This is a genomic window from Citrobacter youngae, from assembly GCF_003818115.1.
Taxonomy (GTDB): domain Bacteria; phylum Pseudomonadota; class Gammaproteobacteria; order Enterobacterales; family Enterobacteriaceae; genus Citrobacter; species Citrobacter youngae.
Genome location: NZ_RPOI01000008.1, coordinates 61605 through 76997 on the forward strand (window position 1 = coordinate 61605; position 15393 = coordinate 76997).

Here is a 15393-nt window from a genome sequence, read left to right on the forward strand (position 1 = left end):
GGAGGGCGAACCCTCCCAAATCTGTTAGCCCACGTATTCCGGTTTCATATCGGCCAGGGTGATGCTGAACTGATCATGCAGTTCATCGCCCAGGTGACGTTTCGCAGTTGCAAGAACTCGCTCAACTTCCCCGAAACGCGCTGCAGCATCCGGCTCATCCGGAGACGGCAGGGAGTTGATCGCAGCTTCGACTTTGTTGCGGTGATCCACCTGGTAATAGCGCTTCACGGCTTTATTTTTCAGCTCTGTGAATAGTGCAGTGCCAAGCAGTGCTTTCTGCGATTCAATATCGGCACGGATGGCTTTAGCCTGGTCTACCGTGCTGGACGTATCGATGCGTTCGCGGATCTCATCAGCCAGTGAGTCGATATTTGCCGGTGATTCCTGCGCGCTCTGCGTGGTTGTGACGTTGTCACCTGAGATATCAGCCAGGTTAACGTGTTTCGGTGCTGGGTTAATCTCTTTCTCAGTGCGTGGCTCAACTTCATCTGGACTGTAGACGCCGAGGATGACTTCTGGGCAGTACAGGCGAGCCCAGTACTTCACTGCCAGATAAGCGATCTGCTGCTTCGGCGCTGTTTTCCACAGTGGCGAGTTACGTGTGGTGATATCTGCAAGGTAGATTGGCTCACCCCAGGTAATTTCATCTTCGCCTCGCAGTACGGCACCGACCCTGATAAACAGGCCTAATTCATCACGGCCGTCTTTTTTGCCGGCGATCTTCTCCCAGTCACCGCCGTATTCGTAATGGAAGCGACCAACAATGGCGCTGGAGCTGGAGATTACTGCGTTAACCAGCTGCGCTTCGTAACCCAGAACGCCATTCACCAGGTGCGTTTTCTGGGCAACCGCATATGGGTTCATTCCCCACTGCATAGCCTGCATGACGATAGCCATACAGTCGGCGGGTTTCCCCGCCAGGTGTTTGGGGACGGTGACTGCAGACTGCGCCATCAATTCAGCGAAAGAGCTAAGCTGGCCGAGTGCCTGCACGTTGAACACAGCGTTGCTGGCGGAAATGGTGTTTGGTGCCTGCTCGGTCGTAATGATGTTGGTATTTTGCATGGTCAAATCCTCCATTAAGCCAGACGCAGCGCTTCAAGGCGGCGCAGGTCGAAGTCGTTCAGTTCGTCGGTGTAATCAGCGGTGATCGGCGCTGGCCACTCGCCAGTGTCAAAGCCGGTAGCAATAGCGCGCATTGATTTGCGGTACTCAAGCATGCCCAGCTCCAGTAGTTCAGCGGATGCCTCGATGATGGCGATCCAGTGGTAGTTCTCGTCTTTGTTGACGAAAATCCAGAAGAACTGGTCCAGTGCTGCGGTCTCGCAATACATTGCCGCGCTCAGGTGGTAGTCACGGTCGATGATTTCGCGGTGCAGTTTGGCGCGCAGGCCTTCCTGCTTAATGTTCCACATGCTGATGGTTTTCAGGTCGGCGCCGATGCGCACCCCGTTAAGGTCGATTTCCAGATCCGGGCGCACACGGACTTCCAGACCGGTTTCGTCGTCGAAGCCAAAGTAGCTGACTTCTACTGCGCGGCTCGGGTGTGTCAGTAGCTTGCCCGCGGTCGGGTGCTGGAGCAGGGCTTTCTGAATGTTCAGTGCAGTGCTCAGTTGCTGGCGGGTGACCAGCACTTTCCCATGCGGATTCTCGCGCCACGCATCCAACAGTTCGTCGGCGAAGACGGCTTCCGGATTAACAGACTTCACGGCCTGAATCAGATCCGCTTTGGTACCGGACACTTTCAGCGGCGCCAGTTTCTGCGCTTCCTGTGCAACCAGGTCAGGATTGATGATTGCCAGCTGCTCGAGTAACGCATCACGGCTACCACTGGTTTTCACCTGTGCAGGCAGAGTGGCGTTGTATTCCTTGATGCAGGCTTTCATTGCCGCTGCGGTCTGCTTCTGATCCGCTTCGATACGCTGGTACTCTTCGGGCAGCGACATATAGCTCTGGCCGGTTTCCTCGGCTGAACCACCCAGCGGCACCTGTGCAGGCAGAGTGGCGTTGTATTCCTCTAGCAAAGCTTTGATATCGTCTGCGCTCAGTTGCGCTGGCAGGCTGGCGTTGTACTCATCAATAAACGCGCGGATCGTTGCCGTGGTGGTAAATGCGCCTTCCGGAATTATGGGTTCAACGCTAAATTCTTCATCGAGCTGCTCTGGTTGCAGCGACAGCGCATGCACCAGGTTGCCCATATCCAGAACCGGAGAGCGTTCTTTCGTGATGGTCTTCTCGATGTGGCGCGCATTGAAGTACATCAGCGACACACGTGCGTCTTTCACCTGGGTAGAGCTGATACCGTTGGCTGCGTGATAAACCTCGTTAGGCAGGCCTTCATAGCGGCCGGGCTCGAAGTAAGCGGGGTAAACAACAGCTGGTTCGTCAGATTGCGCTTCTGGCTCATTTTGTGCCGAAACTGGTTCGGTTTGGTTTACAGAATCGCTGTTTTGGCTAACAGAATCCGTATTCTGGTTTACATCGGCCTGCTGGCCGGTATCTGACTCTTCACCAGTTTCCAGACTGCTTTCGCCTGACTGCACTTCAGTACCAGCCTGTTTTTCATCACTGACAGTTTCTTCCATCTGCACATCGCTGGTGGTTTCCTCTTTAACTGGTGAACAGTCATCTTTTTGTTGGGCGGTTGATGCGAGGTCTTCTGTGATCCATTTCGGGTCTGTAGGGTCACTAATCCCCTCGACATATTCGCCGCGGGAAGCTGCAAGAATTTTGTTTACCTCTTCAGCCGTTTCTTTTTCCTGTTTCATAGGTACAGGCATAGACGAACGACCGCAGGCTATATCAACGAGCAACGGATCTGGGTTGGCGTGGTCGGTTTCCGTCAGTACTCTATTCAAATATTCTTGGTGTTTTACAGGATCAGCATAAAGCCCCTCTGGTGTGGTTTTTACAGTTGCGATGATGCAGGCCCGTGAGTAGTCCAGGCCACCAGGAATTGAAACGAATCTCTCTCGAGTAGCCAGCCATTCAGGATCGTCCATCTTATTCATGATGGAGTTTGCCTGTAGTTCTATATCCAGAGGAACGTTGTAAATATCAAATTCGCGGTCACGGGCACGTAACGCCAGAGCAATTTCATGCTCCAGCCCGAGAATGGTTTGCGGGAATTTGCGGTCAGAGGCAATGCCGCCACCGGCGTTCGCACCTGAAGGTGTGCGATTAATGGTTGTTACACGATTACCTTTGCTCCACTCTTTAACCAGCAGGCCGCGATCGATGTAATCAGTTTTGAACCACACCGTCAGGAACTGGATAACTGTTGCTAGCTCCGTTTTTTTACCGTCGACAGGGAAGACTTTCTTAACGGCATTCACGACTTTATGAATATCGTGTTCAATGGCTTTTTTGAATGCTTCCACATTCTCAGCAGCCAGCAGCAGGTTCTGGATGTACGTGTCATCAGTGTCCATCTCAAAGCGGACAATCTTGTTTTTCTGCCCAGCGTCGATGTGATAGAGATATTCACCATCACCGATGAACTGAGCCAGTACGCGCTGGCGGAATGGCAGGGTGGCAACAACGATCAGGTTCGGTTGCTGTGTCTGCTGGGATTGCTCTTCGGTCTGGATGCCGTCCTCAACAGTGAGATCTTGACAAGTTGTAACGTCAGCACCGCTGATGGTTTCAGTTTTGAGCAACTGCAACTTACCACTGCGCCAATCTTCTACTAGTTGATTGCGGTCACCGACATCTGTGTTCACCCAGTTAGACATGAATGCAGCGATCACTTCAGGTTCGTGTTTTTCATCCTGTGCGAAGATGCTTTTAATTGCCTGAATCAGTTTCCATTCAGCATTCAGACTGAGCTCGCCAACTTCAGGAACATCATTTTTCACCTTCAGCAGGTTCTGGAGATAGGTATTGCTTTCGTCCAGTGACATTTCGCTGGCAGCCAGCTGCTGCTCTTTAGTTATATGAGTCTGGTATTTATCGTTCATCAGATGGACAGCAAAGCGGACTGCTGGAGTGCGGTTTTCTACCGGGACAATTTCGGACGCAGTCGCGTCTTCAACGATTACGGTCGGAGTAGGAATGGATGGTGCGTCAACGGCGCCAGTAGACTCACCAGCAGCTTTTGGCAGCCAGGTGTGCCCATCGTCCTGAAGTTCGTAACGATCACACCAGGTGAAATCAACTTCACCTTCTTCCGGCAGGCCGTCAACAACCGGAAAATCAGTGCGAATCGGCCTGGCGTAGTCCTTACCACGGCCCGTTTCGATGCCTGCATCTTCCAGAGCAACATCCAGCTGCAGGTTAGCGCGAGCCTCGGTTTTGGCAGTGAACCAGACCACTGCATCTTGCTTTCCGGATTTCTGAGTGGCTTTAACCACATAAAAGAATTCCATGTGAGATCCTCATTTTTGGGTGTTAGAATCCCCGGACCATTGATAGCGCCCATTGGGTTAACTTTGGTTTTAATGTTGTTTCCGGTGTAACTTTGGTCGGTGGCACCGGACGTAGATCCCGCCTTGCGCGGGTTTTACGTTAGCCTTCGTGAGCCATCTGGTCGTGCGAAGCGCAACGTCTTGAGCAATACTCTTTCTCTTTGCGCGCCAGCAGTGAGCCGTTGCGATAGAGAAGGGTGCTTTTGATTACTTCTTCCGGTTTAACCGGCTTGCCGCAGTAACCGCATTTATTGTCTAACATGACATCCTCCGCTAGTGGCTGAGTCCATGCCCCAGACCGTTCAGATAAACTTCAACCAGCAAATCCTTGGTGTAAGTCATCTCCACGCCGCGATGCAGATACAAACGTCCGCGAGCGTTAGCTGATGCTGTCCAGGTTGAGTCTTTGTGTTTGACGAGCATCCCCGGCTGAACTGCGCCGCGGTTTACTGTCTGTGTACCGTAGTGCTGATGAACCATGATGTTCTCCAGTTTTTCTGAGTGAACTTCGCTGGTGGCGCCGCGGCGCTGATCTTCACGGTTGAGCGTTTTAACTCTGCAGTTCACCACCGCGAAGCTCACTTCTGTGCTTTGCCCTTGTCGCCAGGCTGGCGGAACGTTTCAAACCTACTGCGCGTTAATCTCACCACCTCATTCCGGTCTTCATATGCCCCGGATGGCTACTTCGTGGGCGTCCTGCCTCGGTGGTTGTGTTGATGGAGTAATTAAACACAATGTTTATTTGCGTGTCAACATAATGAGTGTTTTTGTATAAACAAAAAGTTTAATTGGTGGCGCTGGTTGACACGGGTAGTATGTTTTGTGGTCTATTTTGTGGTTATAAAAACATCAATGAGGGTGGGCTATGGAAAAGTTCTACGTGGGTTACAATGATGTATGTCAGGCGGTGGGGAGAGCGACGCTGAATCTGATATCACATGGAGACGCGCCAACTACTGAGGCGATCATTTCAATGTTGGAGTCGTTGGGGGATGTTGAGCAGAACGATTTTTGGCGACAGGTGTTCAGATTTGCAGCTGAGGAAATGCGAAGAAAAGGGTAGGCAAAAGAAACCCGGCGCGGTGGCCGGGTTGGATTCATAAACTAAATTACTGAAGCATTGACGCAGCGTTTAACATCTTCTCATAATAAAAATTCATATCTTCTTTACTGTACGCGTTTATAAGGTTATCTGCATGTTTTTCAAGAAGATTTATTTGCTGTTTTGCTGTTTTTTCTTGTGCTGTAGTTTCCGCTGCATAAATAACAAATGAGTCAATATTATATTTGTAAATTTCACATGCTTTTGAGATTGTTAAAGCACTCACGGCAGCCTCACCCATTTGTTTTTTAATATTTTCTGAACGGAAATCTAAAGTTTCAGTCAGATGGTATTTGCCATTCTTAAGCAAGAAATCTGCAACTAAACCTTCGTCATCGCTTATAGGATAGTTAGCAACAATCTTGTGCTGATAAAGGTCTTCAGAGTATTTGCTAAAGATTCCGTGCTGCATGAATGTTGACTTTATTTCAAAGAAAACTTTTCTTTTCAGTTGCTTGTGAGATTGTTTTTGTGGATTTACTAACCTATTCATCAAATCAGTAATTTTTGTTTCGTAATTATCATTGCTTTGAATGGTAAACATACCAAAAGAAGATAATGATAACGATCCCTTAAAAAGGCAGGGAAGAAGTTCAACGTCATTTATTTTGTGTGATAAATCAAAAAGTGAGTTTGAAAGATCTTCCAAGTAATTGTGTGAAAGACCTTTATCAATTGCTTTAAGCTTTGAAACTGAATTAAGCATGCGTACGTCTATGTCGGAGTCGTGGTAAACGATCAAGCCAACGTTAATCGTTTCACCTTTCTCAAGATTAGGCGTAACTCTGATTAAGCTGTATTTGAAGGTTTTCAAGAGGTTATCTCCAGTCTTATAGCGTTTATTCGCTCAATTCTTTCCTCACTATCCCACCACTTCAGAAAATATTCTTTATGCATTGGTGGCATCCATGCGACAGGCATAGATTCCAGTATATCAGAGATTGTAGCAACTCCAATTTTCTCAATCTTGTCAAGTACTGACAATGCACACATTCTTAATTCTGGTGTATCCCCGACAAATTGCTTAGCTATAGACCAGTTTGTTGATGTGCTTGAGTCCGTAGGAAGTGTGTGCGGGGTGCTACGTGGCCAACCGATAACAAAAGAGCTCAAGCTAAAATCGAACGTTTTTACTATGATATGACCGCGCGTATTCTCCATGTAAAGATAATTATTGAGATGGCGATCAATGTTGTACACGAATTGGTCAAATGCATAAATTGCCCATAGCTGTTTTTTCAATGACTCAGAGGCGTTTGCCAGCAAATTGATCCATTGCGGGCCGTTAAGTCCTGACTTCCATGCAGAAAACTCAATGCGAGAGCCAAATACATACTCGCCATCAGCGATGCACTTAAGAACCTTACAAACAGGAGTTGCAATACCGCACCTTTCAGCCAAATTTGTGCAAAACCACTCTGCAGCAGGTACTTGAGTCGGGTTTTGTACAGGAAAAGGAGGTGCAGCTTTCATACTTTTAACCGCATACTCCATCTCATCAGTGGCAATGGCAAAACCAGAAAGATGCACAGTACCCAAGTTCGATGGAGTATATTCATTGAACTCTAATTCAAATAAACTTCCTTGTTCCGGGTCCGGTTCGCTGTTGTTTGGATCTTGTTCTTCTGCCATCTGCTTTTTACCCCACAAAGAAGACATGTAAACCTCATGAAATTAAAGTATATCTATAATATTCTTGGCTTTTTCTATTCCAGTCTCTCATGGCGAGCATAGCCAAGTTTTCTCCCCATGCTTCAAGTTCGTAAGCGGGGCCGTTCTAGTTTGTTAGGCATCGAAATGTGTGGTCGAGCAGAGCCTAACTATAGGGTAGTTACTCCACATCACCCTTAATCCGCCGCCCCATATACTTGGCGTACAGTTCATCTAGTTCTTTCAATCGTAGAGATACGATCCGCAACATGTTCTGTTGTTCTTCTTCGTTTGGTAGTTGATTATAGAGTTCCAACAGTCTCCGTTCGTCGTGTCTCAAACCGTCCTTAGCATCCACGTCCTGACCTAGAACCCACTCAAGACTTACGCCTAGCGCATCGGCAAGTTTTATTGCTGAGCTTTTACCTATCGCTCCTCTGACAAACCAGTTGTTGACTGATTGTGCGCTCACACCACAGATTCTCGCTATATCCGCTTTGGATATGCGCTTTTTCTCGATGATTTCATTTAACCGCCGAACCTGCGGGTTATCTGTTTGGTGTGTGTTTTTTCTCATATATCAAGATTCTAAACTAAAAGTTTATCGCCTCAACATTCATAATGTTGACTTATATATAAACATAATGTTTAATTTGGTTCGTTATTACTTGGAGCCAAATATGAAAGCACTTGATAAAGCAATAAGCATCGTAGGGGGCGCAACCCGTTTAGCAGAAAAGCTCGATGTATCTTCAATGACGGTCAGTCACTGGCGTCACCGTGATAATGGAGTCGTACCGGCTAACCGTGTCATTCCTATTTTCAATGCTACAGGCGTAACTCCACATGAGTTACGTCCTGATTTGTACCTCAACCCTACGGATGGATTACCTGCTCAGGAAGCGAGGGCATAACCATGCAGTCACTGTCACTTCATCAAAATAGCGGATATCAACCGGCTACGATGATAAATCGCAATCAACCTGTTTCAGTGGATAAACATGACCAGATCCGTGATGCCGTTCGTGCATGGGCGGGCGTGGATGGTCAGGACGTAGTTACGGCTCTGATCATCGAAGAGTACCAGGCGCAGGGCGGTGACGACATCACTTTCCCTGACGATCTCTGCCGAAAACGTCAGAAGCTTTTCCGCTTCCTGGACAACCATTTCAACAGCGAACGATACCGCGAGAACGTTCGCCAGCTGACTCCTGCAATCCTCGCTGTTCTGCCGATTGAGTTTCGCAACCGTCTGCTGCCAGAAGACAACATCATGGCTCGCCTGGCGCGGCTGGAGAAGGAGACCAGTGAAGCGAAGATTGCCGTCGCCATGAATGCGCCACGGCATCAGAAGCTGAAAGAGTTGAGCGAGGGGATCGTGGAGATGTACCGCGTTGACCCTGGCTTAACCGGTCCACTGATGGAGCTGGTGCAGATGATGCTGGGGGCTATATGACGGGCTCAAAAAAGGTAAAGGTCGGACCGCGCCAACGGAACCGACCTTCGGTGTAATTCCAGGCAGAAATTACGAGGTAAGTATGTCAGAAAAATCAGCCTTCAGAAAGATAGATGGGCCACCACTTTAGCAATTAAGAGGTCTTTATGCGTGATTACGCAACTGTTGCACCTCAGTTCTGGCTTGGGATAACAGGTCGTGAACTGAGGAAGCTAGGCGCGGAGGCGCAGGTGGTTTCGTTCTATCTGATGACCTCGCCACACGCAAACATGCTCGGGTTGTATTACCTGCCAATTCTGTACATAGCCCATGAAACGGGTCTGGGCTTGGAAGGGGCTTCGAAGGGGCTAAAAAGCTCCATTGAAGCGGGATTTTGTAGCTATGACGAGGACACTGAGATGGTTTGGGTGCATGAAATGGCCGCTTATCAGGTGGGTCGATCACTAAAGCCAGGGGATAACCGTTGTGCTGGCGTCAGGAATGAGTATGTGTCATTACCTGAAAACCCTTTTTTATCATTGTTTTATGAGCGTTATAAAACAGATTTTCACCTTAATTTAAAACGTGAATCGCGCCAAATTTCCGAAGGGGCTTCGAAGGGGCTACGAAGCCAAGATCAGGAACAGGATCAGGAACAAGATCAGGATAAAGATATTTCGGGGCATGGCGCCGCCACACCCCAGGGGAAAAATACTTATCCGGATGATTTTGAACTGGCGTGGCAGGAATACCCCAAACGCGCTGGTGGTAACAGCAAGGCTGATGCGTTCAAAGCCTGGACTGCACGGATTAAATCCGGCGCAACAGTGCAGGAGCTTACTGATGGTGTTCGGCGATACGCGGATTACGTAACTGCCGCTGGGAAACTTAACACCGAGTATGTGAAACAGGCATCCACGTTTTTTGGCCCCTCAAAGCACTACGAAGAGTCGTGGTCTTTTGCGGCGTCAGATGGAAAAAGAGATCCGAACAAAATTTCTCAGCCAGATAAAGCGATTCCGAGCGGATTCAGGGGGTAGCGATGAAAAACATGGTGGGTACCGGAAGTGCGCTCGAACGCCTGAAAAAACTCATTCCACCTGGGGTTCAGCCGAAGTTCACCAGCGCCGCAGAACTACTGGCGTGGCAGCGTGAAGAGGGTCTGAAGCGGTGTGAAGAACTGGACAGGCTGAACCAGAAAGCCAGGACAGAGAAAATTTTCGGTCGCTCAGGAATTCAAAGCCTGCACCGCAACTGCACGTTCGCTAATTTCCAGGTAACCGGGGAAGGGCAGCGCAAAGCCTTCACGATGGCAAAGAGCTACGCACAGAATTTCGGTGCCGGATTCGCAAGTTTCGTGTTTAGCGGTAGTCCTGGTACCGGGAAAAACCATCTGGCGGCAGCGATCGGAAATCATCTGTTGTCTGGCGGACATAGCGTGCTGGTAGTGACTATCCCTGACCTGATGCTGCGCGTTCGCGAGTGCTACGACGGTGGACAGTCAGAGGCTTCGCTTCTCGATGACCTCTGCAAAGTCGATCTGCTGGTGCTGGATGAAGTGGGTATTCAGCGCGGTAGCAGTGGCGAGAAAGTCATTCTGAATCAGATTATAGACCGTCGCCTGTCATCGATGCGTCCTGTTGGCGTTCTCACAAATCTTAACCACGACGAACTTCTCGGTGCGTTGGGAGCGCGGGTTATCGATCGCCTCCAGATGGATGGCGGGATGTGGGTGAACTTTGACTGGAAAAGCTTTCGCAAGAACGTTAGCCATCTCCGGATCGTTAAATAACTTCGAGGGAAAAACACTATGGCAAGCAAATCACTGTGGGCAATTGTCGATTTTCTTCGGGTTAACCAGACGATCACGCCGCGTCAGGTTCAGAACCTGCTGGGATGCGACTGCAAGAAGGCACACAACCTGTTGCTTCACCTGGTTCGTAGGGCAGTAGTTATTCGCGCTGGCGAACCGCATCGCCCGGTCTACACGTTTCAACCTGGCGGGGAGCTGAATATCAAGCAGCTCAAATCGAGCGTGCGAAAAAACATGGTCACATCAGTATGCCGTACAAGTCCGGCGATGAAGCGAGTTCTGGCATTTTACGGGAGAGCATCAGCATGAAACAAACCTACGAAGAACTGGCAGTACAGCTCGCTAACGCCGAGAGCAAGTGCAGGGAGCTGGCGGCGGAGAATGCGGGGCTGAAAAATTTCATCATTAACGATTGTCATGTTGCACACATCGAGCCGGAAACTTTCTACGAAGAGGAGATTACCCGTTACGTCAGCGCCGATGGTTACGAGCCAGAAACCCCAGCCACTGACGCTTTCCTGGCCGAAGTGCGGGCACAGGGTGTGGAAGGATTCTTGAAGTTTTGCGGTGAGGAAAATTCCGTATTTGTCGAGACTAAAGCTTACTACCGTTCGCTATCGGATGCGGTTGATGAGTTCTCCGCCCAACTTCGCCAAGGAGTGCAGTCATGAGCGACGCCATCAAGGTGCTGAATTACGACCATTCCGACCCGGACAAAATGCGCCTACCAAAAGGTTCGAGTTGCGGTAACTGCTATCACATCCGGCGCTGTAAAGCCATGTTCGGACACACCGAAACGGATACCTATTGCGACTGGTCGCCATCTCGTTTCATTCCCGTGAAGACTGAAGCTGCCGCCGCTGGCATTGGTGTGAAGGGGGAGTGAGATGTCCGAGCAAACAATTTTGGACGTGTGTTGCGGCTCCCGCATGTTCTGGTTCAACAAGCAGGACACCCGCACTGTGTTCGCTGATATCCGCGCTGAAGAGCACGAGTTGTGCGACGGTCGCCGCCTGGTTATCAGTCCCGATCTGATTGCCGACTTCCGTGCGCTGCCATTCGCCGACGCAACGTTTCCGGTTGTTGTGTTTGACCCACCGCACTTGGAGCGCGTGGGCCAGTCTGCATGGATGGGTAAAAAGTACGGGCGACTGAACAAAAAAACGTGGCGTTCTGATTTACGTGTCGGATTCAAAGAGGCTTTCCGCGTGTTGCGGCCACACGGTGTGCTCATCTTCAAATGGAACGAAACGCAGATCCCAGTTAGCCAGATTCTGGCGCTTACAGATGTGAAACCTGCAATTGGTCAGCGTACCGGAAAGAACGATAAAACCCACTGGATTATCTTTGTGAAGGACTTACTCACAACCATATGAACCGAGACCTAGCAGGAATAAGCTAGTTTTTGTGATATATATCAATAAATTATTGTTGCAATGTTAATTTTTAGAATGTGTGACCGCATTTACATACCATGAATGGATAATTGTATGGAGTATTTATGGTTTCATCAGTGAATCGTAGTGGGTATGGTTATGTTGACAGTTATAATTATCTTAAAGATGGAGCAGCACCTCCAGCCTCTAAGTCAACATCAGGTCAAATCTGCCCTCAGACGGGTTTATGGAAAAACGAGTCATATAAGGTTGTGACAAGTGTTGATAAGGGCGAGGTAATGCCCCAGTTCCAGGGGAAGGATATAGAGTGGGAGATTGAACTGAGCAGTCCAAATGGAGATGAAGTGTAGTGCGAGGACTGATTTGAAAAAAAATGAGATTACGTTTAAGTTTTTCAAAGGGATGACCGCATTTTACATTTGATAAGATGCGTCACATCTTGTTGCAGCACCTCGTATAATAATAGGTTCGATTTCTCTTCTTTTAGCCCGCCCATGTCCGAGTGGGCTTTTTTTTACATCTTCGCTTCATGATTTCTGCCAAGCACCATCAGTAATTTAAACAGATTAGGTGATAAGTATTTGCAGATAGGCAGGCCGATCCGATAGCGTAGAGAGGCTAACCAAAAGGCCACCATAGTAGTTTTACTTTTTGTTGTATAGCCACCATTAGCTGAATCTCTGGTAAGGGCTAACTTGCCGAAGCTTTGTCAGCAGAAATAAATAGCGGCGTAATAAAACATTGCTGATTCAATCCGCTACGGCGGGTTTTCTTTTTTGCTTCATCAATCCCTGCTACGATCCCCTGTCTTTTACTGATGGGGATAGGGATATGAAGAAAGTTTTTGTTGTTTTATTGGTGTCACTTTTCTCACTGACAGCAACGGCAGCAAACAAGCCATGCTCAGGTAAGAAAGGCGGAATATCGCATTGCTCGGGTGAAAAGTTTGTTTGTAATGATGGCTCTATCAGCAAATCTAAGAAGGTTTGTCAGAAATAGTTATCAATAAATAGCACTCACCATCAAAAATAAACCCGCTCCGGCGGGTTTTTCACTCTCTAACGGATATGTTATTTTTTATGCAATAAGAGCGATTAGTAAGATGCTGCTGGGGAGTACATGGATTTAACGGACGACGAAGAGAAACGCATAGAATTTGAAAAATTCATCATTGAAAGGTTTGGTGATACGGTTGATCTTCGCAGGGCGAAACATGGCAATAACGGATATATTTCATGGGAAGCGGCTGTTGCTTGGATTGTCTGGCAAGAGCGTTCATAGCATCATGAAACAACGTCTACCTCTAGCGGGAACAAATTTAGTATGACGCTGCCGGGAGCGTCCCGTCATTCACTATGGACTCCCACTTAGCCACGTCGTTTTAGAATTTAATTTTGGTCCGCTATGAGCGAAAAGCGGACGCCCGCATAGCGTTAACAGGCGTCCGATATTTTGAAGTGGGCAGATTACTTAACTCGTTTACCCGTTTCGTCAATGACCTTCTCACCATCCTCTTTGGTAAACGCTCCTTTCTGACCTTCCGGTAGAATATCCAGCACCATTTCGGAGGGCCGACAAAGACGTGTGCCGATCGGTGTCACTACAATCGGCCGATTAATCAGGATCGGATGCTGAAGCATAAAATCAATCAACTGCTCATCAGAAAACTTGTCTTCATCAAGACCCAACTGCTCATAAGGTTCGACGTTCTTACGCAGCAATGTACGTACTGAAATGCCCATATCTGAAATCAGTTTGCTAAGTTCATCACGAGTCGGGGGAGTATCGAGATAATAAATAATGGTTGGTTCGTTACCGCTGTTACGGATCATCTCCAGCGTGTTACGTGAGGTGCCACAGGCTGGATTGTGATAGATGGTAATGTTGCTCATATCTGTATCTCATTACAAAGTGATGGAGAGCCGCAACGCCAGCGCGGCCAGAGTGATAAACAGCACGGGCAGAGTCATGATAATGCCGGTGCGGAAGTAATATCCCCAGGTAATCGTTATATTTTTCTGGGCAAGCACATGCAGCCAAAGCAGGGTTGCCAGACTGCCAATCGGGGTGATTTTCGGGCCTAAATCGCAGCCGATCACGTTGGCATAAATCATTGCCTCTTTGACGACGCCAGTCGCCGTACTCCCATCAATCGACAGCGCACCAATCAGCACTGTCGGCATATTGTTCATCATCGACGACAGGAACGCGGTCAGAAAGCCGGTGCCAAACGTTGCTGCCCATAATCCCTTTTCTGCCAGCAGGTTTAGCACGCCAGACAGATACTCCGTTAACCCTGCATTGCGGAGGCCATAAACAACCAGGTACATGCCCAGCGAAAAAATAACGATCTGCCATGGCGCACCGCGCAGGACTTTTCCGGTGTTGATGGCATTACCTCTTTTCGCCACTATAAACAGTACTGCTGCGCCAGTAGCCGCTATCGCACTGACCGGGATCCCCATAGGCTCCAAAACAAAGAAACCGACAAGCAGCAATAACAGGACAATCCAGCCCACCCTGAACGTTGCCGGATCTTTTATCACACTGGCAGGAGTCTTCAGCAGCGAAACGTCATACGTCGCCGGAATGTCCCTGCGGAAGAAGAGATGCAGCATGACTAGCGTGGCCGCAATCGCTGCCACATCTACGGGGATCATAACGGAGGCATACTGCGTAAAGCCCAGACCGAAAAAGTCCGCCGAGACGATATTCACCAGGTTAGAAACAATGAGCGGCAGGCTGGCCGTATCTGCTATAAATCCTGCGGCCATCACAAAGGCCAGTGTTGTGCCCTTGCTGAATCCCATTGCAAGCAGCATCGCAATCACAATTGGTGTCAGAATCAGCGCGGCGCCGTCATTGGCGAACAAAGCAGCGACAGCGGCACCGAGCAACACTATCCAGGAAAACAGCAGGCGACCACGCCCGTTACCCCAGCGGGAGACGTGCAGTGCGGTCCACTCAAAGAAACCGGCCTCATCGAGTAGCAGACTGATGATAATGACCGCAATAAATGCCGCTGTCGCGTTCCAGACGATATTCCAGACAACGGGAATATCATTGATATGGATGACACCGGTTACCAGCGCCAGCACAGCCCCGATACTCGCACTCCAGCCAATGCTCAAGCCTCTGGGTTGCCAGATCACCAGTATCAGCGTCAGTAAAAATATACTCCCTGCCAAAAGCATCTCAGACTCCGTTATATATGATTATGTAAATGTGTTTTCATTTCTCAACAGGAGGTGCAGGCTGATTTATCCAGCCATTCACGCACATCCTCTCGCATACACTGCCAGGACGTTGTGATTGTCTCCGCTGCCCATGCCGGTATGTGGGGTGACAGACGATAATGGATCCATTTGCCTTCACGACGATCCAGAACCAACCCAGCCTCGCGAAGAATAGCCATATGTCGCGAGACTTTGGGCTGTGATTCGGAAATGGTTGCGCAGATATCACAGACGCACAGTTCTCCTGACTCCCGGAGAATCATGACGATGGCGAGCCGGGTTTCATCCGACAGGATTTTGAAAAGCTGAACAGGTTGTAGCATTTTTCACTCCGTTCCCTTTAGAATATACATA

The 15393-nt window shown here is 48.9% G+C and carries 19 protein-coding genes and 1 pseudogene; 10 read left to right on the forward strand and 10 right to left on the reverse strand.

Features of this window, described 5'->3' with window-relative positions:
* Positions 1-24: 24 nt before the first annotated feature.
* From EHN13_RS07110 to EHN13_RS07140, 7 genes and pseudogenes are all read right to left on the reverse strand, one after another.
* A pseudogene (locus EHN13_RS07110) lies at positions 25-1102 on the reverse strand (RecT family recombinase).
* A complete protein-coding gene (locus EHN13_RS07115; protein WP_124021111.1) occupies positions 1080-4367 on the reverse strand; it encodes a RecE family exodeoxyribonuclease in 3288 nt (1095 codons plus the stop codon). The pseudogene EHN13_RS07110 and the gene EHN13_RS07115 overlap by 23 nt, the downstream one beginning before the upstream one ends.
* Before the next feature lie 139 nt (positions 4368-4506).
* Positions 4507-4668 carry a YdaE family protein gene (locus tag EHN13_RS24020; protein ID WP_167469982.1) on the reverse strand — a complete coding sequence of 54 codons (162 nt, stop codon included), beginning with the start codon at positions 4666-4668 and terminating at the stop codon, positions 4507-4509.
* An 11-nt stretch (positions 4669-4679) separates the two neighbouring features.
* Positions 4680-4886 (reverse strand): hypothetical protein, encoded by a 207-nt coding sequence (locus tag EHN13_RS07120; RefSeq protein ID WP_001568763.1) that lies wholly within the window; start codon positions 4884-4886, stop codon positions 4680-4682.
* Between the two features lie 629 nt (positions 4887-5515).
* A complete protein-coding gene (locus tag EHN13_RS07130; RefSeq protein ID WP_124021113.1) occupies positions 5516-6322 on the reverse strand; it encodes a DUF3037 domain-containing protein in 807 nt (268 codons plus the stop codon).
* Positions 6319-7167 carry a hypothetical protein gene (locus EHN13_RS07135; protein ID WP_124021114.1) on the reverse strand — a complete coding sequence of 283 codons (849 nt, stop codon included), beginning with the start codon at positions 7165-7167 and terminating at the stop codon, positions 6319-6321. Before EHN13_RS07135 ends, EHN13_RS07130 begins: the two co-directional genes overlap by 4 nt.
* A gap of 172 nt (positions 7168-7339) precedes the next feature.
* Positions 7340-7735 carry a helix-turn-helix domain-containing protein gene (locus tag EHN13_RS07140; RefSeq protein WP_071692471.1) on the reverse strand — a complete coding sequence of 132 codons (396 nt, stop codon included), beginning with the start codon at positions 7733-7735 and terminating at the stop codon, positions 7340-7342.
* A gap of 103 nt (positions 7736-7838) precedes the next feature.
* Here EHN13_RS07140 and EHN13_RS07145 point away from each other — a divergent pair, with 103 nt between their 5' ends.
* From EHN13_RS07145 to EHN13_RS24025, 10 genes are all read left to right on the forward strand, one after another.
* Positions 7839-8072, forward strand: a complete 234-nt coding sequence (locus tag EHN13_RS07145; RefSeq protein WP_124021115.1) for a transcriptional regulator — start codon at positions 7839-7841, stop codon at positions 8070-8072.
* Positions 8073-8074: 2 nt separating this feature from the next.
* Entirely contained in the window at positions 8075-8614 is a 540-nt protein-coding gene (locus EHN13_RS07150; protein ID WP_124021116.1) for a toxin YdaT domain-containing protein, read from the forward strand.
* A gap of 146 nt (positions 8615-8760) precedes the next feature.
* Positions 8761-9633, forward strand: a complete 873-nt coding sequence (locus EHN13_RS07155; RefSeq protein ID WP_124021117.1) for a DNA-binding protein — start codon at positions 8761-8763, stop codon at positions 9631-9633.
* A 2-nt stretch (positions 9634-9635) separates the two neighbouring features.
* Positions 9636-10385 (forward strand): ATP-binding protein, encoded by a 750-nt coding sequence (locus tag EHN13_RS07160; protein WP_124021118.1) that lies wholly within the window; start codon positions 9636-9638, stop codon positions 10383-10385.
* Between the two features lie 18 nt (positions 10386-10403).
* A complete protein-coding gene (locus EHN13_RS07165; protein WP_124021119.1) occupies positions 10404-10715 on the forward strand; it encodes a hypothetical protein in 312 nt (103 codons plus the stop codon).
* Positions 10712-11077 carry a hypothetical protein gene (locus EHN13_RS07170; protein ID WP_124021120.1) on the forward strand — a complete coding sequence of 122 codons (366 nt, stop codon included), beginning with the start codon at positions 10712-10714 and terminating at the stop codon, positions 11075-11077. Before EHN13_RS07165 ends, EHN13_RS07170 begins: the two co-directional genes overlap by 4 nt.
* A complete protein-coding gene (locus tag EHN13_RS07175) occupies positions 11074-11292 on the forward strand; it encodes a hypothetical protein (protein ID WP_170927364.1) in 219 nt (72 codons plus the stop codon). Before EHN13_RS07170 ends, EHN13_RS07175 begins: the two co-directional genes overlap by 4 nt.
* 1 nt (position 11293) lies before the next feature.
* Positions 11294-11782: a class I SAM-dependent methyltransferase gene (locus EHN13_RS07180; protein WP_086523788.1), complete on the forward strand. Its 489-nt coding sequence runs from the start codon at positions 11294-11296 to the stop codon at positions 11780-11782.
* Between the two features lie 852 nt (positions 11783-12634).
* Positions 12635-12802: a YdcA family protein gene (locus EHN13_RS24285; RefSeq protein WP_232034700.1), complete on the forward strand. Its 168-nt coding sequence runs from the start codon at positions 12635-12637 to the stop codon at positions 12800-12802.
* 120 nt (positions 12803-12922) lie between these two features.
* Positions 12923-13084 carry a hypothetical protein gene (locus EHN13_RS24025; RefSeq protein WP_167469983.1) on the forward strand — a complete coding sequence of 54 codons (162 nt, stop codon included), beginning with the start codon at positions 12923-12925 and terminating at the stop codon, positions 13082-13084.
* Between the two features lie 185 nt (positions 13085-13269).
* Here the strand turns inward: EHN13_RS24025 and arsC are convergent, their stop codons facing one another.
* From arsC to EHN13_RS07195, 3 genes are read right to left on the reverse strand one after another with little or no spacing between them, the layout of a single operon-like run.
* Positions 13270-13695 (reverse strand): glutaredoxin-dependent arsenate reductase, encoded by a 426-nt coding sequence (arsC, locus tag EHN13_RS07185; protein WP_124021121.1) that lies wholly within the window; start codon positions 13693-13695, stop codon positions 13270-13272.
* Positions 13696-13707: 12 nt separating this feature from the next.
* Positions 13708-14997: an arsenic transporter gene (locus tag EHN13_RS07190; protein ID WP_124021122.1), complete on the reverse strand. Its 1290-nt coding sequence runs from the start codon at positions 14995-14997 to the stop codon at positions 13708-13710.
* Positions 14998-15041: 44 nt separating this feature from the next.
* The gene (locus tag EHN13_RS07195) at positions 15042-15362 is read right to left on the reverse strand and encodes a transcriptional regulator (protein WP_047041444.1); all 321 of its coding nucleotides are present in this window, start codon (positions 15360-15362) and stop codon (positions 15042-15044) included.
* Positions 15363-15393 lie beyond the last annotated feature (31 nt).